Source organism: Streptomyces sp. NPDC104761 (genome assembly GCF_055583445.1).
In genome coordinates this window covers 396,110-416,780 of record NZ_JBVJNZ010000007.1, presented here as the reverse complement: position 1 = coordinate 416,780, position 20,671 = coordinate 396,110, and the positions used below count along the sequence as shown (strand labels likewise).

Annotated in this window: 16 protein-coding genes; 10 read left to right on the top strand and 6 right to left on the bottom strand. The window is 70.5% G+C overall.

Annotation, left to right across the window (positions count from 1 at the left end; translation table 11 throughout):
* The first annotated feature begins 71 nt into the window (after positions 1–71).
* Positions 72–272, top strand: a complete 201-nt coding sequence (locus ACZ63F_RS21740) for a hypothetical protein (RefSeq protein ID WP_469713015.1) — start codon at positions 72–74, stop codon at positions 270–272.
* A gap of 181 nt (positions 273–453) precedes the next feature.
* Here ACZ63F_RS21740 and ACZ63F_RS21735 read toward each other — a convergent pair whose 3' ends face one another.
* Positions 454–1,983 (bottom strand): helix-turn-helix domain-containing protein, encoded by a 1,530-nt coding sequence (locus tag ACZ63F_RS21735; protein ID WP_352359881.1) that lies wholly within the window; start codon positions 1,981–1,983, stop codon positions 454–456.
* A gap of 1,209 nt (positions 1,984–3,192) precedes the next feature.
* Positions 3,193–3,390 carry a DUF4236 domain-containing protein gene (locus ACZ63F_RS21730; RefSeq protein ID WP_352359877.1) on the bottom strand — a complete coding sequence of 66 codons (198 nt, stop codon included), beginning with the start codon at positions 3,388–3,390 and terminating at the stop codon, positions 3,193–3,195.
* Positions 3,391–3,777: 387 nt separating this feature from the next.
* On the opposite strand from ACZ63F_RS21730, the gene acnA reads away from it, so the two are divergent.
* The 3 genes from acnA (at position 3,778) to ACZ63F_RS21715 (ending at position 8,430) form a co-directional block, all read left to right on the top strand.
* Positions 3,778–6,492 (top strand): aconitate hydratase AcnA, encoded by a 2,715-nt coding sequence (gene acnA / locus ACZ63F_RS21725; protein WP_469713014.1) that lies wholly within the window; start codon positions 3,778–3,780, stop codon positions 6,490–6,492.
* A gap of 259 nt (positions 6,493–6,751) precedes the next feature.
* Positions 6,752–7,585: a helix-turn-helix transcriptional regulator gene (locus ACZ63F_RS21720; RefSeq protein ID WP_469713013.1), complete on the top strand. Its 834-nt coding sequence runs from the start codon at positions 6,752–6,754 to the stop codon at positions 7,583–7,585.
* Between the two features lie 152 nt (positions 7,586–7,737).
* A complete protein-coding gene (locus ACZ63F_RS21715) occupies positions 7,738–8,430 on the top strand; it encodes an SDR family NAD(P)-dependent oxidoreductase (protein ID WP_469713012.1) in 693 nt (230 codons plus the stop codon).
* Positions 8,431–8,650: 220 nt separating this feature from the next.
* On the opposite strand, the gene ACZ63F_RS21710 is transcribed toward ACZ63F_RS21715, so the two are convergent.
* Both ACZ63F_RS21710 and ACZ63F_RS21705 read right to left on the bottom strand, forming a co-directional pair.
* A complete protein-coding gene (locus ACZ63F_RS21710; protein ID WP_469713011.1) occupies positions 8,651–10,654 on the bottom strand; it encodes an ATP-binding protein in 2,004 nt (667 codons plus the stop codon).
* Positions 10,655–10,947: 293 nt separating this feature from the next.
* On the bottom strand, positions 10,948–11,448 hold the full coding sequence (locus ACZ63F_RS21705) for a cupin domain-containing protein (RefSeq protein WP_469713010.1): 501 nt from the start codon (positions 11,446–11,448) through the stop codon (positions 10,948–10,950).
* A gap of 199 nt (positions 11,449–11,647) precedes the next feature.
* Here ACZ63F_RS21705 and ACZ63F_RS21700 point away from each other — a divergent pair, with 199 nt between their 5' ends.
* Positions 11,648–12,631 carry a helix-turn-helix domain-containing protein gene (locus tag ACZ63F_RS21700; protein WP_469713008.1) on the top strand — a complete coding sequence of 328 codons (984 nt, stop codon included), beginning with the start codon at positions 11,648–11,650 and terminating at the stop codon, positions 12,629–12,631.
* A gap of 114 nt (positions 12,632–12,745) precedes the next feature.
* Here ACZ63F_RS21700 and ACZ63F_RS21695 read toward each other — a convergent pair whose 3' ends face one another.
* Positions 12,746–13,249, bottom strand: a complete 504-nt coding sequence (locus tag ACZ63F_RS21695; RefSeq protein WP_469713007.1) for a MarR family winged helix-turn-helix transcriptional regulator — start codon at positions 13,247–13,249, stop codon at positions 12,746–12,748.
* A 282-nt stretch (positions 13,250–13,531) separates the two neighbouring features.
* Here ACZ63F_RS21695 and ACZ63F_RS21690 point away from each other — a divergent pair, with 282 nt between their 5' ends.
* From ACZ63F_RS21690 to ACZ63F_RS21670, 5 genes are all read left to right on the top strand, one after another.
* On the top strand, positions 13,532–13,873 hold the full coding sequence (locus ACZ63F_RS21690; protein WP_469713006.1) for a cupin domain-containing protein: 342 nt from the start codon (positions 13,532–13,534) through the stop codon (positions 13,871–13,873).
* 32 nt (positions 13,874–13,905) lie between these two features.
* Positions 13,906–14,208 carry an NADPH-dependent FMN reductase family protein gene (locus ACZ63F_RS21685; protein WP_469713005.1) on the top strand — a complete coding sequence of 101 codons (303 nt, stop codon included), beginning with the start codon at positions 13,906–13,908 and terminating at the stop codon, positions 14,206–14,208.
* Positions 14,209–14,303: 95 nt separating this feature from the next.
* Positions 14,304–15,248 (top strand): NADP-dependent oxidoreductase, encoded by a 945-nt coding sequence (locus ACZ63F_RS21680; protein ID WP_469713003.1) that lies wholly within the window; start codon positions 14,304–14,306, stop codon positions 15,246–15,248.
* Positions 15,249–15,876: 628 nt separating this feature from the next.
* On the top strand, positions 15,877–16,602 hold the full coding sequence (locus tag ACZ63F_RS21675) for a response regulator transcription factor (RefSeq protein WP_469713001.1): 726 nt from the start codon (positions 15,877–15,879) through the stop codon (positions 16,600–16,602).
* A complete protein-coding gene (locus tag ACZ63F_RS21670; RefSeq protein WP_469712999.1) occupies positions 16,599–18,113 on the top strand; it encodes a HAMP domain-containing sensor histidine kinase in 1,515 nt (504 codons plus the stop codon). Before ACZ63F_RS21675 ends, ACZ63F_RS21670 begins: the two co-directional genes overlap by 4 nt.
* Before the next feature lie 31 nt (positions 18,114–18,144).
* Here the strand turns inward: ACZ63F_RS21670 and ACZ63F_RS21665 are convergent, their stop codons facing one another.
* Positions 18,145–20,412, bottom strand: coding sequence for an NEW3 domain-containing protein (locus tag ACZ63F_RS21665; RefSeq protein ID WP_469712998.1), 2,268 nt, complete (start codon positions 20,410–20,412; stop codon positions 18,145–18,147).
* Positions 20,413–20,671 lie beyond the last annotated feature (259 nt).

The window sequence follows — 20,671 nt, the reverse complement described above, 5'->3', positions numbered from 1 at the left end:
TCGCCTCGTTGAGGCGTTCTGGAAGGAGGGCACCCGGGGCCGTACCGTCATCGAGGAAGGGACGCCACGCTGTGGTCGTCGTAGCGGTACTGCTGCTCCCGGCGCTGGGGCTGTTGTTGCTGGTCATGGACCGTTTCGAGGATTGGCTGCCCGCCGATGCCGCCAGCCCGCGGAACGCGCGTGAGCGCCGCCGTCTGAAGCTGATCCCGGGCGAGGGAAGCGGCTTGCCCTCTCCGCCCGTGGCCGGGGCGTCCGAGCGCCCCGCCGCGTGACGTCAACGGCGCACAGCCGTGAACGACGCTGAGGCGGGTCGCCTCCTTTCGGTGCCCGACCCTGGGTTCACGCTGCGGAGGTGCTCCCACTTCACGCCCCGCACCGGCGCACGGGGCAGCGCCGCACCCCTCCCTGCCCCGCTGAACAGCAGGTCGGGTGGGATGCGGCGGCCACCGCACCTCAGATGTCGCGGAAGGTCTCGATCTGCGCCCCGATCGAGTTGAGGCGTTCGGCGAGATCCTCGTAGCCGCGGTTGATGACGTAGACGTTGCGCAGGACGGACGTGCCCTCGGCCGCCATCATGGCCAGCAGGACGACCACGGCGGGGCGCAGGGCCGGCGGGCACATCATCTCGGCGGCGCGCCAGCGGGTCGGGCCCTCCACCAGGACCCGGTGCGGGTCGAGGAGCTGGAGGCGGCCGCCGAGGCGGTTGAGGTCGGTCAAGTAGATCGCGCGGTTGTCGTAGACCCAGTCGTGGATGAGCGTCTTGCCCTGCGCGACCGCCGCGATGGCGGCGAAGAACGGCACGTTGTCGATGTTCAGGCCGGGGAACGGCATGGGGTGGATCTTGTCGATCGGCGCCTCCAGCTTGGAGGGGCGGACCGTGAGGTCGATCAGGCGGGTACGGCCGTTGTCCGCGCTGTACTCGGGGCTGCGGTCGTGGTCGAGGCCCATCTCCTCCAGGACGGCCAGCTCGATCTCCAGGAACTCGATGGGGACGCGCCGGACCGTCAGCTCCGACTCGGTGACGACGGCCGCCGCCAGCAGGCTCATCGCCTCCACCGGGTCCTCGGAGGGCGAGTAGTCCACGTCCACGTCGATGTTCGGGACGCCGTGCACGGTCAGCGTCGTGGTGCCGATGCCCTCGACCTTGACACCCAGCGCCTCCAGGAAGAAGCAGAGGTCCTGGACCATGTAGTTGGAGGACGCGTTGCGGATGACGGTGACGCCGTCGTGCCGGGCGGCGGCCAGCAGCGCGTTCTCGGTCACCGTGTCGCCGCGCTCGGTCAGGACGATCGGGCGGCCGGGGCGGACCGCGCGGTCGACCTGCGCGTGGTACTGCCCCTCGGTCGCCGCGATGTCCAGGCCGAACCGGCGCAGCGCGATCATGTGCGGCTCGATGGTCCGCGTGCCCAGGTCGCAGCCGCCGGCGTAGGGCAGCTTGAAGTGGTCCATGCGGTGCAGCAGCGGGCCGAAGAACATGATGATCGAGCGGGTGCGTACGGCGGCCTCCGCGTCGATGGACGCCATGTCGAGGTCGGCCGGGGGCACCAGCTCCAGGTCGACGCCGTCGTTGATCCAGCGGGTGCGCACGCCGATGGAGTTGAGCACCTCCAGCAGGCGGTACACCTCCTCGATCCGGGCGACCCGGCGCAGCACCGTGCGCCCCTTGTTGAGCAGCGAGGCGCACAGCAGGGCCACACACGCGTTCTTGCTGGTCTTCACGTCGATGGCGCCGGACAGCCGGCGGCCGCCCACCACCCGCAGATGCATCGGGCCCGCGTAGCCCAGTGAGACGATCTCGCTGTCCAGGGCCTCACCGATTCGAGCGATCATCTCAAGGCTGATGTTTTGGTTGCCGCGCTCGATGCGGTTGACAGCGCTCTGACTGGTGCCGAGCGCCTCCGCGAGCTGTGTCTGTGTCCAGCCGCGGTGTTGCCGGGCGTCACGGATGAGCTTGCCGATGCGTACGAGGTAGTCGTCTGCCATGAGGCCGAGGTTATCTCAGATATGAGATGGTGCCCGTTGGGGGGTCCGTTCGGGTGATGCCCTGTCAACGGGCCCGTCCGTTCGGCCCGTCGACCGTCGTTCAGAGTTGCGCCAGGGTGAGGCGGGAGCGAGTCAATGCGGCTCCCCACGCCTGGGCAGGAAATCCTGCCATCAGGCGCAATCGGGAGGTACGAGAAATTCCCCAATACCAAGCCGTCCCTCGCGATCATCCATAAAGGAATCTGATGCACAGTCAGTTGTGCCCGATGCGGCTGCCGGTGCCCTGTTCCGGCGGTTCCCGCGCAGCCTCCGGGAATTCCCGCAGGCATGGCAGGCGGCGGCATATGCGGCCGCCCCTGAAGATTCGCGTGACGGCACACGGGGTGCAGGCATCGACGCTCGAGGCCGTGCTGAGCGGCGGTCCGCCAGCGCCGCCGCGAGCGGTCGCGCCACCGTCGGACTACGGTCGACTGCCGTCCCGGCGGGCCCTGCACGACCTCTTTTCCAGGTCCGGTGTGCCGTGGATTCCACTGGACTCCCTCTCCGCTGATCCGCGGGTCGTCCGACATGGACTCGAAAGATTCTCGGAGACCGATATTCCGGACTGTATTGCGGCGAACCTGCGGATCGTTTTCCCAACTTCTCCTGGCCTGCGAAGAGGTGTGGACGGCCGGCCCCGGAACGGATCGCATCATTCGCCTCCCGACAAATCCGCAGCCCTCCGTCCGTACCCGTCCCGGACTTCTCCTGTTCAGGGCCGCCGCCGAAACAGCGGACGAGATGCGGAAATCCTGTCCGCCGCAGGCGAGGACCCCGCGCGACGGGTTCGCCGACGGCATCCACGCGACCAGCGGCCCGGAGTGCCGGGGCGCGGTCGCCGAGGACGCCACCGGCACCGGTGTGCTCTCCGCCGGCCGGGTGGGCTGGAGCCTGAACTGCCTGCTCAACGAGGGTGCCGTGGGCGTCCGTCCGGGCGTGGGCAACGGGCTGGTCGGCATGCGCTCCGACCAGCCCTCTCCCGCGAGGCCCGACGTGACACGCTCTGACCCGTTTTCCGACACGCCCGACGATCCGCCGTCCGGGTTCCCCGCACCGCCGCGCGGAGCCGGACGGCGGCGCCCAGGTGAGCGACGACACCACCTTCACTGCCCGGCCGACCTCAGCGCCTACCGCTGGCTCGAGAGCTCCTGGGCCCGAACCCCGCGGGCGTCACCCGCGCCGGGCCCTGCTGGTGCGCCGCCACCCGAACGGGCCCGGCAGGTCCATCGACGTCGTACGCCGTCCCGTACTGCTGTGCGTGTGGCGCGGCCCGTGCCGGCCGCCGGTGGTGATGGACCAGGAGTGCCGGTTGATGTTCAGGCGCACACCCGGCAGGATCCGGAAACTCTTGCGGAACGTGAGGGGCACGGTGTCTCCTTCCACCTCGCTGTGAGGCTTGCCGATGGCTTGCGGCTACCCCGGCGCGGCGCCCTCAGCCCAGCCCGCCGGCGTCTTTCCCGTCGCCACGGCCCCTCGCCCGCTGGGCGAGGGCACCTTTTTCGTGGGCTCGCCCGAGCTCCGCTACACGACGGAACGGGCCCGTCCCGGGCTCGCCGGGATCCCGCGCAGCGGGTCCGGGCATGACCAACCCGCGACCGTGTACTAGAGTTATCTCGACATCGAGATATCTGCCCAGGCGCACCGTGATCGCCACCTGGTAAGGCATGCCTAACTTAGCCTGACCTTACTGGATCGGCCAAGTCGGCGTGGCGGCACGATGACGGTGGTACGCGCACATCAATGAAGGAGACTGTCGTGTCGGCGAACAGCTTCGACGCCCGTAGCACGCTGCAGGTGGGCGACGAGTCGTACGAGATCTTCCGGCTGGACAAGGTGGAAGGCTCGGCTCGCCTTCCGTACAGCCTGAAGGTGCTGCTGGAGAACCTGCTCCGCACGGAGGACGGCGCGAACATCACCGCCGACCACATCCGCGCCCTCGGCGGGTGGGACTCGCAGGCCCAGCCCAGCCAGGAGATCCAGTTCACGCCGGCCCGCGTGATCATGCAGGACTTCACCGGTGTGCCGTGTGTCGTGGACCTCGCGACCATGCGTGAGGCCGTGAAGGAGCTGGGCGGCGACCCGGCGAAGATCAACCCGCTGGCCCCGGCCGAGCTGGTCATCGACCACTCCGTCATCGCCGACAAGTTCGGCACCAACGACGCCTTCAAGCAGAACGTCGAGCTGGAGTACGGCCGCAACAAGGAGCGCTACCAGTTCCTGCGCTGGGGCCAGACCGCCTTCGACGAGTTCAAGGTCGTCCCCCCGGGCACCGGCATCGTCCACCAGGTGAACATCGAGCACCTGGCCCGCACGGTCATGGTCCGTAACGGTCAGGCCTACCCCGACACCCTGGTCGGCACCGACTCGCACACCACCATGGTCAACGGCCTCGGCGTCCTCGGCTGGGGCGTCGGCGGCATCGAGGCCGAGGCCGCCATGCTCGGCCAGCCGGTCTCCATGCTCATCCCGCGCGTCGTCGGCTTCAAGCTGACCGGTGAGCTCAAGCCCGGCACCACCGCCACGGACCTCGTCCTCACCATCACCGAGATGCTGCGCAAGCACGGTGTGGTCGGCAAGTTCGTCGAGTTCTACGGCGAGGGCGTGGCCGCCACCTCCCTCGCCAACCGCGCCACCATCGGCAACATGTCACCGGAGTTCGGCTCCACCGCCGCGATCTTCCCGATCGACGGCGAGACCCTGAACTACCTCAAGCTCACCGGCCGCTCCGAGCAGCAGGTCGCGCTCGTCGAGGCGTACGCCAAGGAGCAGGGCCTCTGGCTGGACCCGAAGGCCGAGCCCGACTTCTCCGAGAAGCTGGAGCTGGACCTCGCCACGGTCGTCCCCTCCATCGCCGGCCCGAAGCGCCCGCAGGACCGCATCGTCCTCGCCAACGCCGCCGAGCAGTTCAAGACCGACGTCCGCAACTACGTCGACACCGCCGACGAGGCGGGCAAGGAGTCCTTCCCGGCCTCCGACGCCCCGGCCACCACCAACGGCGTCCCGTCCAACCCGGTCACCGTGACCGCCCCCGACGGCACCTCGTACGAGATCGACCACGGCGCGGTCACCGTCGCGGCCATCACCTCCTGCACCAACACCTCGAACCCGTACGTCATGGTCGCCGCCGCCCTGGTGGCCAAGAAGGCGGTCGAGAAGGGCCTGACCCGCAAGCCCTGGGTCAAGACCACCCTCGCCCCGGGCTCCAAGGTCGTCACCGACTACTTCGAGAAGGCGGGCCTGACCCCGTACCTCGACAAGGTCGGCTTCAACCTGGTCGGTTACGGCTGCACCACCTGCATCGGCAACTCCGGCCCGCTGCCGGAGGAGGTCTCCAAGGCCGTCAACGACCACGACCTCGCCGTCACCTCGGTCCTCTCCGGCAACCGCAACTTCGAGGGCCGTATCAACCCCGACGTCAAGATGAACTACCTGGCCTCCCCGCCGCTGGTGGTCGCCTACGCGCTCGCGGGCTCCATGAAGGTGGACATCACCAAGGACGCCCTCGGCACCGACCAGGACGGCAAGCCGGTCTACCTGTCCGACATCTGGCCGACCGAGGCCGAGGTCAACGACGTCGTCGCCAACGCGATCGGCGAGGACATGTTCAACAAGTCCTACGCCGACGTCTTCGCCGGTGACGCCCAGTGGCAGTCGCTGCCGATCCCGACCGGCAACACCTTCGAATGGGACCCGGAGTCCACCTACGTCCGCAAGCCCCCGTACTTCGAGGGCATGCAGCACGAGCCGGCCCCGGTCACCGACATCGTCGGCGCCCGCGTCCTCGCCAAGCTCGGCGACTCGGTGACCACCGACCACATCTCGCCCGCCGGTGCCATCAAGGCCGACACCCCGGCCGGCAAGTACCTCACCGAGCACGGTGTGGAGCGCCGCGACTTCAACTCCTACGGCTCCCGCCGAGGCAACCACGAGGTCATGATCCGCGGTACGTTCGCCAACATCCGCCTGCGCAACCAGATCGCGCCGGGCACCGAGGGCGGCTACACCCGCGACTTCACCCAGCCCGACGCGCCGGTGTCGTTCATCTACGACGCCTCCCGCAACTACATCGAGCAGGGCATCCCGCTGGTCGTCCTGGCCGGCAAGGAGTACGGCTCCGGCTCGTCCCGCGACTGGGCCGCCAAGGGCACCGCGCTGCTCGGCGTCAAGGCCGTCATCGCCGAGTCGTACGAGCGCATCCACCGCTCGAACCTCATCGGCATGGGTGTCCTCCCGCTCCAGTTCCCGGAGGGCGCCTCCGCCGAGTCGCTCGGCCTGACCGGCGAGGAGACCTTCTCCTTCACCGGCGTCGAGGAGCTCAACAACGGCACCACCCCGCGCACGGTCAAGGTCACCACCGACACGGGCGTCGAGTTCGACGCGGTCGTCCGGATCGACACCCCCGGTGAGGCCGACTACTACCGCAACGGCGGCATCATGCAGTACGTGCTTCGCCAACTTGTCGGTTCCTGAGCTGATCGGCTCGGATACCAGAGGATCTGGTCGGTGACTCGCTGTTGGCGGCGATGACGCCAGAATCCCGCACGAGCGCCCCGTCAGGCTTCGGCCTGGCGGGGCGCTCGCTGTTCCCTGCTGAGTCGGGGTCACGGCTCGTCGTCGCGCGCGGTCATGACTCGGCGCCGCGTCCGGGGGAGGGTTGGCGGGAGCTACGGGGCTCCGTGGTACAGCAAGTACCAGTCAGCGGGGCGGGGGGTGCGGGAGGATGGTGGGCATGAATCAGCTCGGTGCCGCGCTACGGGCGTGGCGGGACCGGCTGGATCCCACGACGGTGGGTTTCACGCACGGCGCACCCCGTCGGGTCCCCGGCCTGCGACGCGCGGAGCTGGCGACACTGGCCGGCATCTCGGTCGAGTACGTGGTCCGGCTGGAGCAGGGACGGGTGGCGACACCCTCGGCCCAGGTCTGCTCGGCCCTGGCTCGCGCCCTGCAGCTGTCCGGCGACGAGCATGCTCACCTTTTGCGCATGGCCGGTCATGCGGCGGATCCGAGCCGGGTGCCACGCATGATCCCAGGAAGCCTGTACCGCATCGTGGACCAGCTCGCCGGCAACCCGCTGGCGGTCTACGACGCCACCTGGCAGTTGCTGCACTGGAATCCGCTGTTCGCGGCCACGTTCGGCGATCCCACGGTCCACGGTGTGGGAGACCGCAACGTCCTGGTCTGGCAGTTCCTGGGTGAGCTTCCCCGGGTCCGGCAGACGGCGGTTGAACGGGCGGCGTTCGAGGAGTCCCTGGTCGCCGACCTACGCGCGACGACGAGCCGGTACCCCGACGATCCCGACCTCGCGGCGCTGGTGTCGAGGCTGAACCTCAGCCCACGGTTCTGCGAGTTGTGGAGCCGCCGGGCGGTGGGCGGTCACACGAGTGCGCACAAAACCGTCCAGCACCCGGATGTCGGCGAGATCACCATGAACTCCGACATCCTCAACACCCAGGACACGAACCTCCGCCTGGTGGTGTACACGCCGCAGCCAGGCACCGACGCCCGCAGCAAACTCGAACTCCTTGCCGCCATCGGGGTCCAGAGGATGTCTCCTCAGGGATGAAGGGCCGTGTTCCGCCTCGTCCGGTGGACCAGGCTGCTGGGTGGTACGCGCTGTACCAGGAAGTGCCGTAGCTCCCGCCAACCCTCCCGGAGATCCAGCATGGAGTGCGTGAACGGCGCATCACCGCGCTGTTCGGGCCAGGAGGAACCAGCATGACCACCACATTCATCACCGGCGCCAACAAGTCCCTCGGCTTCGAAACCGCTCGTCGTCTCGTCGAGGCGGGGCACACCGTCCTCCTCGGTGCCCGCGACCGTGAGCGCGGCCGGGCCGCGGCCCAGTCGCTCGGCGCCCGGTTCGTCCAGATCGACGTGACCGACGACGCCTCGGTCCAGGCCGCGGCCGCGGATGTCGCCGCTCATGAGGGAACGATCGACGTCCTGGTCAACAACGCCGGCGTCCTCGGCAAGGTCGGCCCCGTCGAGGAGTACACCGCGGCCGACATGAGCGCCGTGCTCGACGTGAACGTCGTCGGGCTCGTGCGCGTCACCCACGCCTTCCTTCCGCTGCTGCGCAAGTCGCCGAACCCCGTCATCGTCAACGTGTCCAGCGGGATGGGTTCCTTCGGCATGACCCAGGACCCGGCGCGGATCGAGTCGCAGTATGCCCTGCCCCTCTACTCCGCCTCGAAGGCCGCGGTCACCATGCTCACGACCCAGTACGCCAAGGAACTGAAGGACGTGAAGGTCAACGCCGCGGACCCCGGGCAGACCGCGACCGACTTCACCGGCGGCCTCGGACACAGCGTGGCCGACGGCGCCCAGGCCATCGTGACCCTCGCGACGATCGGCCCTGACGGGCCGACGGGGCAGCTCATCGACCGATCCGGCAACATCCCCTGGTGAACCCGCCCTGATCCCGAGGCCGGTCGACCCGGCGCTCTGCGCGCACCTCCCGCTCCTCGTCCCCTGCTCAGTGATCACGAAGGCCGGCAAGTGCCGCCGGCAGGATGTTCGGTGCGCCCCTGCGGGGGACGGCAGACAGACGGCGCATGCCGGGTTCGGGTCCGCGAGGTCACCGCGGCTGCCGCGCAAGCTCCGCTACAGCACGACCCGCATCACCAACTCACTCCTCCGGTGACGTGTGTGACGGGGGCGGCGTAGATGTCGTGGCCGGTTGGCGTAGCAGCTGTTCGGTGAGGCGTTCTTTGGCCAGGGCGAGGTGGCGTCGGTAGGTGCCGTAAGGCACCCCGAGTCGTCGGGCGGCGGCCCTGTGGGTGCGGGAGGCCGTGACGTAGGTGGCGGTGAGAGCCTCGTGGGCTTTGACGCCCGCGGGGTCGGTCTGGATCGCGTCGAGGGCGGTGATGATGGCGCCGCGCAGGTCCGCGGCCGGGTCCGGTGAGCCGTGCGGTACGAGGTGGGAGCGCAGCAGGCCGCTCGTGGCGAATGCGCGGGGGGTGTGCCAGGTGCGCAGCGCCTCGAGCACACCTTCCGCGAACGCCGCGCGCGCCGGCCGGTCGCCTGGACAACGCGTGGCGGGAGCAGCGGGCCATGTCGTCACGGGCGTGACCGCGGTGCGAGCCCGGTGTCGCACCCACTGTTCCATTGTCTGCCGTCGCCAGTCCCGGCCGAAGACGTGCTGTTGCCGGCCGCCGACGTCCACGGCCGCGACCTCGGGCATTCCGGCCTCGGCCAGGTAGCGCCCCCACCGGTCGGCGTCCTCGAAGACGGTGAAGGTCACCGCGCGTCCGTGGGTCCGCATCTCCTCGCCGATGGCGCGCCGGCTGATGAGCTCCATCAGGGGTGAGGGCCGCTGCTGCCCGCCGGGTTGCACCGCGAAGCGGCGGATGCCCAGGTGCTCGCCGGGCCTCAGGGGAGCGGCCGCCTCCACGAGGTCCCAGACTGCCGCGATCACCGGATCCGCGGCGCGGTCCTCGGACCATGGTGCGTCCAGCCGCAGGACGGCCATGAACGAAGCGGGGGCGGGGGAGCCCGCGCGGCGGTGGACGCGGAAGGCCTCCGGCTGGCGGCGCACCCAGTGTGCGACCGCGGCCGCCGACGCCGGGCCCTCCGCCTCCTCGGCCATGCGCAGCACCACGGGCACGTCTTCGGGCCGCAGCGGAGTGTCTTCGATGTGCGGGTGCGTCCGGTAGTTGTACAGGTTGTCCGGTCCGTCTTGGTGGCGGAAGAGGAACATCCACTCGGCGACCCGCAGCAGCGCGTCGTCTTCGGCGGCCGAGCGTACGGCCTGCAGGCCGGCGAGGGAGATACGGACGCGTACGTCGTCGTAGCGCTCGGGGTCCCGCCAGCGCAGGTCGGCCGCGAGGGTCGCCCGCACCGCGTCGTGCGGGTGCAGTCCCTCGGAAGTGGCCTCGATGCAGGGCAGTTGGCGCAGCCAGGAGAACACCCTGTCGGTGTCCTCGTCGCCCAGCACCGCGCGCAGCAGGGGCTCGCGGGTGACGTAGGCCTGGGCGACGACCTCGAGGGCCCGCCGGTGGACGGTGCTGGGCAGGTCACCCACGAGCCGTTCGACCAGGGTCGTCAGGACGTCGCCGGTCGGCTCCCACGGCGCGCCGGGTGCGGCCGGGGGCACGGATGCGGCGAGCGAGAGGGCGAGCGGGCTTCCTCCGGCGAAGGCGACGTAGGCGCCGCGCTGTTCGGCGGGGACACCCCGCGCGGCGAGCAGGGCGTGGGACTGGGCGCTGTCGAGTGGCCGCACGGCCAGTGCGGTGAAAAGCTGCGCCCACCCGGGATCCAGTGACCATTCGGGGTCGGGGGCGACCCGGCCGGCGACGACCACGACCGTGTGGTCGGCGAGCCGTGGCAGGAAGGTCTCGCGCAGCCATGCCTCGAGTGGCCGGCACTGCTCGAAGGTGTCGATGAGCAGCACCGTGCCGGGTGCGGCGCAGGCCGGGGCCGCGGCCTCCTCGAGCCGGCGCGGATCGGCGTCGAGGAACCGTCCGTCCACGTGCACCACGCGACGGCCGGTGAGCTCGGCCTGCCTGGCGGCGTAGCGCAGCAAAGAGGTCTTGCCGATGCCGCCGGGACCGTGGAGGTAGGCCACGAGCGGAGCGTCCGCCGCGCCCGACAGCATCCGGTCGAGCACCGCCCGCTCCGGTTTCCTGCCCACCAGTGCACCGGTTCGTGCCGCGGCCAACCGGCCCGCCAGTCCTGCCGCTTCCAATCCGCGCTCCTTTCTGGCTCTGTCCTGCCTCCATGCCCGGCAGGAAACGGATGGCTGGGGAGCACCATTCGTGCGGAGATGGCCAGTCCCGTTCCAGGAGAGGCGATCGCCTCTCCTGGAACGGTCAAGGGCAGGACGGCCACAGGACTCGCCGCGCCCCTGCGTCACTGATCCGGGTCACGTCGGCCTCTCAGGTGCGGTGAGCGTCGGCCGACGGCCGGGCTCGCCGGCCCTGCGGGCTACAGGAACTCGCTGCGGTAGGCCGAGGCGAGCTCGACCGCGCGGCGACGGCGTTCCGCGAGCTCGTCCTGCGACAGCTGCGGCGGTGGCGCGTCCTTGCCCGCCACGATGTCGCCGATGCGCAGGAAGTACTCGTCCTGGCCGGCGGGGGTGCACATGCACAGCATGCGGGCCGGCGCCCCCGAGACGTTGCGGAAGTTGTGCGGCGCGTTGGCCGGGATGTTGATCGTGGACCCGGCCCCCACGGTGTACTTCTCGCCGCGGAAGGTGAACTCGATCTCGCCCTCGAGGATCGTGAACATCTCCTCGAAGTCGTGCCGGTGCGGCGGCGGCCCGCCGCCGTCGGGCACCCGCATGTCGATCAGGCAGTACCGGCCGTCGGTCTGCTCGCCGGTGACCAGCATGGCGTACGTGTTGCCCACCAGCGACACGTACGTCGTGCCGGGGTCGTCCGGGTTCGCCACGGTCAGCGACCGGGACGGATCGTCGTCGGGGATCATGGCGGTCGTCTCCTCGGCGCTGGTCAGGTGGAGGCGGCGTCGGCATGCTGGGCCAGCAGCTCGGCGAGCGGCACCTGCAGGTGGTAGGCAGTTGACGGTTGAAGCGGAGTCAAGAGTAGGAACAGCCGCATGGGGAAAGCGTGTACGTTTGCGCCACCAGATGGGATTCCGGCGACGTCTTGATCGGCGCGGAGGAGACATGAGCAGCAGGCCGGGTTTCCATGGTCCGGGCGACAGGATGGGCACGTTCACCGTCGACGCCGACTCCACCGGCACGGGCCGGGGAGCGTGGGAGCCGTTCATCGACACCTGGAACGACCGCATGGGAGACCTGTACCCGCTGCCGGAGTTCAGTACTTCCACGATCGAGGGCTTCAAGGGAACGATGCGCTCGGTGACCCTGCAGGACACCGCCGTCAACGAGCTCTGGGGCTCCTCCCCCGTGAGCACCCGCGCAGTCGGGCGACACGAGCACGACGAGATCAGGTTGTACGTCGGACTGCGCGGCGCGGTGGCCCTGCAGGACCCGCACGATCAGGGCGGTGACGCGTACGTCTCGGCCGGCACCTACTTCATGCACCACGTCGTGACGGAGAATCACTTCCACACCACGCCCGAGATCGGCACCCGCATCTTCATCTTCCCCGGCGACGCCCTGCGGCATCTCGTCGCCGGGAATCCACGCGTCGGCCGGGCCACTTCGCCCGCGGCGCAGATCCTCATGGCACACACCAGCACGGTGCAGCGGGTGGTGAGCGGACTCAGCCCGGCGGGCGCGCATGCGTCCCGCAACGCCCTGCTCGAACTGGCCAAGGGGCTGGTCCTCGATCACTTCGACGATCGTGAGCCCATCTTCATTCCGGCACTGGCCCAGGCGGCCAAGGACCTGGCCGATGCCCGGCTCACCGAAGCGGATCTGTCGCCGGCCGCGATCGCCGCGCATCTGCACGTCTCGGTCCGCACCCTGCAGCGGGCCTTCGCGAGTCTGGACGAGTCGTTCAGCGCCTATATCCGCCGCCGGCGCCTGGAGGAGGCGGCCGCGGCGCTGACCGCTCCCGGATCACACCTCACCGTCTCCGAGGCCGCCGCGCGCTGGCACTTCACCGACAGCAGCCACTTCATCCGTGCCTTCAAGAAGCACCACCGGGCAACACCGGCGCAATTCGCCCGCCGACCGGCCTGACGCCTCGGCCCCCCTCTGCCCCTGCCGGCTCACCGTCGACTGCCGGGGCCGCCCCGGCAGCTCGCCGCGTCCCGTTGCGCTGCGGTCTTCAGGGCTCCCAGGACTGTCGAGTCCCTATGCTCCGCCTTTGCGGCGGCGGGACGCGGCCGAGCGAGGTGGCGTCGAGCGCATGTGGTCGCGTACCGGCGCCAGCAGGTCGGCGAGAGCCTTGACGTCGGTGCGCGAAAGCGGCTCGAACAGCAGGCCGCTGACCACCTCGACGTGACCCGGCAGCACCCTCGCGAGCAGCTCACTCCCGGCGTCGGTGAGGGTGACGGTGATGCTCCGCTCGTCGTCCGGTGACGGAGCGCGCACGACCAGGCCCCTTTTTTCGAGCAGATCCACCTGGTACGTCAGGCCGCTGCGGCTGTAGACGACGCCGTCGGCCAAGTCGGTCATGCGGTGGCTGCCGGTTGGCGAGTCTCCGAGGCGGGCCAGCAGCTGGAACTGCACGTAGCTGAGATCACCGGTCTCGCGCAGCTGCTGCTCGACCGCATGCCGGAGCAGGCTGGTCACCTCGATGAGGTCGAAGTAGGCGCCGAGCTGTACGGGGTCGAGGGATGGCGGTGAGTCAGGCACGACCCGAGTCTACTGCTTCGAATTCGAAGAGTGCGGCTTGCCGCCGTTCCGGCCACCACAGGCGGAGCTGGAACGGAGCCCTCCGCCGGTGCCGTGCCTTACCGGGCGGACGGCCGGGCGGACACGAGGCTCTCCGGCCCGATGTCGTGACCTCGAGAGCCCCCGCTGTGGGCAGTGTTGGGCCCGACTGAGCGCCGCAGGACATGGAAGCCGGGCAGCAGGGCGGCGCAGGGTTGCGGAGAGAAAGACGGCGCCGCCGCCCACGGACCCCGAGGAACGGCCATGAGCATCCCTTGTCCCGCGCAACGCGAGGACCAGCAGCAGCTCGAATGGATCGACGGGAGTGTCGTCAGCGTCCTGCTCGACAGCGAGGCGCCCCCGTACCACGTCCACGACAATGAGGACGAGGTCCTCCCGGGCCGGCGCATCCCCCACGGTTACCGCGTCGCCTCCGGGAAGGCGGACCACTTGCCCCTCTCGGCCCCCGGCGGCCTGGAGAAGATGTTCCGCCACGCGGGCCGTGACCTCGGCGAACCTCGCCCGGACGGCTTCGGGATCCCGCCGCAGCTGCTCACCGAAGCCGCGGAACTGTCCGGCGCCATCGTCCTCGGTCCTCCCCGGTGAGGGCAGCACGGCCCGGCAGCGGGGCAGAAGCCATGAGCGCGTTGCCTGGTGCATCCCTGAGCGGGGTGTTCGACTCCTTCTTCGCCGTCCTGGGTGACGGAGTCCTCTCCGGCATGCCGGTGCTGAACATCCACTCCCGCCGGCAGCCGCCCGGCCTCGCGCAGGTCACGTGCGGGCGCCTGGCCGGCATACGCGTCGATTCCGTGCCCACGGTCGTCGTCGCCGGCCCCGCCGACTGGCAGACCACGGCCCAGAGCGACGCGGGACGGCTGCACGCCCGCATCGACCGGGCGGCCACCGAACCGGCCGCGGCGATGCGCTCCCGCCGGAGGTGACCCACACCACTTGCTTCGAATTCGAAGCAGATGTATCGTCGCAACAGTGCTTCGAATTCGAAGCACATTTGATCGCAGTGAGGGTGAGAACCGAAATGAAGGCAGTGCGTTTCCATGAGTACGGCGACTCCGGCGTCCTGCGCCACGAGGACGTGGAGCTTCCCGTCCCCGGGGCCGGTCAGGTCCGGATCCGCGTCGCCGCGACGTCGTTCAACCCCGTCGACGGCAACATCCGCGGCGGCTTCATGCGCGGCCCCATCCCGGTGGAGCTGCCGCACACGCCCGGCATCGACGTCGCCGGCACGGTCGACGCGCTCGGTGATGGCGTGAACGGCCTCGCGGCCGGTGACCAGGTTGTCGGCTTCCTGCCGATGGACAAGCCCGGCGCCGCCGCGCAGTACGTCCTCGCGCCGGCCGAGATCCTCGCGGCAGCGCCGAAGAGCGTCCCCCTGGCCGACGCAGCCGCGCTTCCCCTCGTGGGACTGACCGCGTACCAGGCGCTGTTCGACCACGCCAAGCTGACCGCCGGGCAACGCGTGCTGATCAACGGCGCCGGCGGAGCGGTCGGCGGCTACGCCGTGCAGCTGGCCAAGAACGCCGGCGCCCACGTGATCGCCACGGCCAGCCCGCGCAGTGCGGAGGCGGTCGCGTCCGCCGGTGCCGACGAGGTCGTCGACCACACGGCCAAGAGCGTGCCCGACGGGGTGGCCGAGCCGGTCGACGTGGTGCTCAACCTCGCCCCGGTCGACCCGGCCGAGCTGGCAGCGCTGGTCACGGTGATCCGTCCGGGCGGGGTCCTGGTCAACACGACGGTGTGGATGCCCGCCCCTTCCGACGAGGAGCGCGGCGTGCGGGGCATCGACCTGTTCGTCCGCAGCGACGCCGACCAGCTGGCGCAGCTGGTTGCGCTGATCGACCGCGGGGAACTGCGCGTCGACGTCGCCGAGCGGGTGCCGCTGGCCGAACTGCCGACCCTGCACGCTCGCGCCGCCGAAGGCGCGGTGCACGGCAAGGCCATCGTCGTCCCGCCCACCGCCTGACTCCGGAAGACAGGAGCCGTGTCACTCAGCCCGGATCCCGAGGTCGCCGCGGCGCCGGCCCCGATGGCCGGAGCAGTCGTCACGGTCGGCACCACGGCGCGGGCCGGCCCCGACCTACCGGCCCGCATCCGCTCGGGCGCACCGCTCCAACGAGGCCGGCCCGGCCACCTGCCAGGGCGGCGGCCACCGCGGCCACACCGACCACCCCACCCTCACCGCGGCGTCCGCCGGCGGTGCCCACCACCATGAGAGCTGAATGTCTCGATGGCCGAGGAGAACGAGGCGTACGCCTGCCACCAACCCCGCCCAGTAGGACCACACCAAGTCCCAGAACGACCTGAAGCATCACCGAGACCTCGCACCGACAGCTTTCTTCCAGGACCGACGTGAAGCCGGTGCCAAGCGCGGGAGTTCGGCTCGCACCCCGGGGCGAGCGCGACGTCGGAATTCAGGGGGCCGATCTCAAGCACCGCAGCCGGAGCATGTGATCCGCACGTAGTCCCGCAGCAGTGGTTCGCAGCGGTCCGGACGGGCCCTTCGCCTTCCCCGTGCGCGTTTCCTTACGTGACATCGTCAAAGCTCAGTCGGAACACAGGGTTCCCCCGGCCAACCGGCACAGACTTGCTACATGTCTGCCACCGCAGGGGCCCGAACCGGCCGAGTCCGCGTCCTGATCGTCGACGACGAGCCCGGTCTCACCGAGCTGCTCTCCGCCGCCGTCGCCGATGCCGGCTGGCGCCCGTACCCCGCGCTCGACGGACAGAGCGCCCTGCGGCTGGCCCGCGGCTGCGCCCCGCACGCGGTGGTGCTCGACGGGATGCTGCCCGACCTCGACGGCCTCCAGGTGCTGCGCAGACTCCGCTACGAGATGCCGAGGCTGCCCGTCCTGATGCTCACGGCCCGCGACGCCGTCGAGCACCGCATCGACGGCCTGGAGGCCGGGGCCGACGACTACGTCACCAAGCCCTTCTCCCTGGAGGAGGTCGTGCTGCGGCTGCGCGGGCTGCTCCGCCGGGCCGGCGGCGAACAGCCCCCCGCCGACGACTCGGTACGCGTCCTCGGCGACCTGGTGCTGAGCGGCCAGTCCCGCGAGGTGCAGCGGGCCGGCACCCCGATCAGGCTCACCGCCAAGGAGTTCGACCTGCTCAGCCTGCTCCTGGACCATCCGCGCCAGGTGCTCAGCAAGGCCCAGATCCTCGACCACGTCTGGAGCACTTCCTTCGACGGCGGCGGCAACCTCGTCGAGGTCTACGTCTCCAGCCTGCGCCGCAAGATCGACCGGGGCCGGGCGCCGATGATCCACACCGTGCGCGGCATGGGCTACGTCGTACGGCCCGTGGAGGACGGCAGATGACCGCCCGGCTGCGGAGCCGGTCGCTGCGCACGCGCCTGCTCGTCTTCATCACCGCCGTCCTGGTCTGTGTGTGTGCCGTGATGGCCCTGACCACGGTGTTCGCCCAACGCGCCTATCTGATGGGCAATCTGGACAACCAGGTGAGCGACGCGGCCGAGCGCGGCGTCGGCGGAGCCGCGCTGCACCCGGAACTCACCCGCGACCTGACCTTCCTCGACGAGAGCGGCCATCCGGCCGGCATGCTCGCCGCCCGCCTGGACGCCAAGGGCGACATCATCAACGCGGCCGTCGTCAGCCAGGACGCGCCCCCGCGCTCCCTCGACACCGCCCAGACCAACGCCCTCAGGGGCCTCGCACAGGACGGTTCCACCCACACCCGGCAGGTCCCCGGCCTCGGCACCTACCGGGTCACCGCCCTGAACGCGGGCGGCGTGCGCGTCCTGGCCGGCCTCCCCATGGACGACGTACTGGACACCATCAGCGGCCTGGTCGAGGTCGAGATCGCCGCCGCCGCGGTCGGCCTCACGGCGGCCGGGTGCGTGTGCGCGGTGGTGATACGACGGCAGCTGCGGCCCCTCGGCCGGGTCGCCGCCACCGCCGTCGAGGTCTCCCACGCGCCGCTCGGCCGGGGCCAGGTGACCGGCCTGACCCGGGTGCCCGAACAGGACACCGACCCCGGCAGCGAGGCCGGCCAGGTCGGCGCCGCCCTCAACCGCATGATCGACCACGTCGAGGCGTCCCTCGCGGAACGCCAGCGCAGCGAGGAACAGGTGCGCCGGAGCGAGGAGCGGATGCGCCGCTTCCTGGCCGACGCCAGCCACGAACTACGCACCCCGCTCGCCTTGATCGCCGGGTACGCCGAGCTGATGAACCGCGGTACGGACCGCATCGAACCCGGCCTGGCCTGGCGCCGGGTCAACGCCGAGTCGGCCCGGATGCGCAGCCTGGTGGAGGACCTGCTGCTCCTGGCCCGCCTAGACGAGGGCCGCCCGCTGCAGTCCGCCGAGGTGGACATGGCCGCGCTGGTCGCGGAGGCGGTGTGGGACGCGCGGGCGGCCGGCGCCGGGCACGTCTGGCGGCTGGAACTCGATCTCGACGACGGCCCGGCACCGGTGCTGGGCGACGAGGCCCGCCTGCACCAGGTGGTGGCCAACCTGATGGCCAACGCACGGGTGCACACCCCCGTGGGTACGACCGTGACCGTGACCGTCGAGTCCACCCGCACCACCTGCGTGATCCGGGTCCGGGACGACGGCCCCGGCATCCCGCCCGCCCTCCTGCCGACCGTCTTCGAACGCTTCACCCGGGCCGACACCTCCCGCACCCGCGCCGGGGTCCTGGAGGGCGGCTCGGGCCTGGGCCTCGCCATCGCCTCGGCCATCACCGCGGCCCACGGCGGCCGCATCGACGTACAGAGCACTCCGGGCCACACGGAGTTCACCCTCGAACTCCCGGCCACCGAACTCCCGCCGGCCGGAACGACGGCCGTCGCCCGCACGGCACCCGTCTAGCCGAGCACCGTGCGGGCGGACCACGGGACCGCTAGGGAGTGGTCGTGAACGCGTCGAAGTCGGCCTCGCCGGTGGTGCCCGAGGCGTGCGAGGTCTGGGTGAGGCCGACGTCCTGGGTGGCCGCGGCGGTCGGGACGGTGACGGTGCCGACCAGGTTCCAGGTGGCGTCGTCAGTGGAGTAGTAGCCGCTGTAGGTGGTGCCGTGGCGGACCAGCTTCAGCCACGACGGGTAGGTGGCGGTACCGGTGGAGTCCTGGGAGTCCAGCGTTCCGTTGCCGTCGCTGTCCCAGTCGAGGAGGTAGCCGTTGGCCGGGGTGGCGACCAGGGCCAGGTAGCCGGGTGAGGTGTTGGGCTGGGTGATGTCGTTGCGGACCATGATCCCGGCCTTCGCCCAGACGTCGGTGTCCGACTGGGAGTCGAGCTTCACGGTGGTCACGGAACCGTCGTGCTCGGCTCCGGGCAGATAGATCGTGCCGTACTCGTTGGTGCCGTTGTAGAGGTCGGCGCCCTGGGCCCGGATCCCGAGCGCGGTGCCGGACTCGCTGAAGCTCGCCGTGGTGGAGGCGAACGTCCGGTACGGGGCGGTCACCTGATGGTTCACGGTGATCGTGTCACCGGCGGTGAGGTGCGTCCTCCCGGCCGACCGGAAGCGGTAGGCCGCCGTCCCCCGGAAGTCGCTGGAGGCGAAGAGCTTCGCCGAGGGCGGGATGGAGACGGAGTAGGTGGCCTTCAGCGCACGGCCGCCGCGGATGGTCCGGGCCCGCGTCGCCTGATGCGTGGTGATCCTCGTGCCGGACGGCCCGGTGAGGGTCAGGGCGGCGTCGGTGACCGGCTGCGAGCCGTTGTCGGACAGGACCGCGGTCACGGTACGCGTGGTGCTGTCGCTCGGCGCGGGGGCCCAGTTCAGCGCCAGCGAGACGTCCGGCGCCGCGCCGGTCACCGGGTGGCGGGTGCCGTGCACCCGGTACAGGACCACCCCGTGCGGCGGGACGTTCGCGGCGATCCGGCCCGCGGACTCGGTCAGTCCGTGGTTCCAAAGGTCCCGCAGGGCGTAGTCGCGCGCCTCGGGCAGGCCCAGCGCCGCCGCGGTGGTGGCGACCTCCCGGGGAGCCGAACCGGTGTTGAACAGACCGACCACGGCGTCCCCGTCGGGCTCGGTCTTGGCGAACACCTGGGAGTCGGTGTCCGAGGAGATCCGGTGGGCGTCGATGCCGTCCTGGTCGACCGCGAGCACGTCGGTGTTCTTCAGCAGGGCGAGGTCGGCGGGGTCCAGGTGGGTGAGGTCGGTGCCGAGGATCAGCGGAGAGGCGGCCAGCGACCACAGGCTCATCTGCGTCCGGCGTTCGTCGGGCGTCAGGCCGTTGTCGTCGCCGTTGCCGATCTCCAGGGAGTCGTAGTCGTTGTACCCGCCGGGACCGCCGTACGGCGCCCACGCGGCGACCTGGTCGAACCGCGAGGCGACCGAGCCCCAGGTGGTGAGCGGGTAACTGCTGCCGTCCGGCCCGCAGTAGCACTCGACGTCGCCGCCTGTGCGCCAGCCGTTGGAGAGCTTCGCCCAGGTGGCCGCTTTGTTGATGTCCAGGTTGTTGGAGAGCTCCAGATGGATCGGCCGCCCGGTGTGCCGCAGCGCGTCCGACCAGGCCTGCACGTCCTGCTGGTCGGGGGTGCCGACGCCGTCGATCTTGAGGTAGTCGATGCCCCAGCCGGCGAACTGCCCGGCCCAGGAGTCGATGAACGCCTGCGCGCCGGGCCTGGCGTAGTCGATGCCCACCATGCCGCCGCAGTTGTAGTTGTTCTCCGTCGTCGTGGTGGCGATGTCCCGGGCGTGGTACGGGGTTCCCTGGATCCCGGTGTTCTCGGCGACCGCCTGCCGGGAGATGCCCGGGGTCACGTACAGGCCGAACTTCAGCCCGAGGGAGTGGACGTAGTCGGCCACCACCTGGATGCCGTTCTCGGCGCCACGGGGCGGGAACTTGGCGGGGTCGGTGACCCAGCGGCCGTACTGGTCGACGTCCGGGCCCTGGCTGCCCGGGCACTGGTACCAGAAGTCGTCGACGTTGGCGTAGACGAACCCGTTTCCCGCCAGTCCGCTGTCCTTGAGCGCCTTCGCCTCCGCCTCGATGGTCGCCGCGGTCGGGTTGCGCCGGACGAAGCTCCAACTGCTCCACCCGAGCACGGGCTTGAGTCCGACACCGTTGTCATCGGCTCGCGCGGACTGTCCGCCGCCCGCGGTGACCCCCATCGTGAGCAGCACCGCTCCGGTGAACGCGGCCAGCACGCCGCGTATCCGTCTCCTCATGAGTTCTACCTCCATCGCAGCGCCCTGACAGCGCGACGGTCGGTGCGGGAAGGCCGATGACTCAGAAACCGTCAAGAACCAACCTCACGGCCGCGTCAAGTGAACATGACCGCACGCTAGTCACCACATAGCGCGCTCGGCCAAGAATGGGTCAAGTCTGCGCGACAGCTGTGGCGGGCTCGTCGTCCGGCGGTCTCGCCTGCCGCTCGATGCCGCTCGGGGAGGTCAGGTCGTGCCGCGCCGTTTACACCTGCCCCCG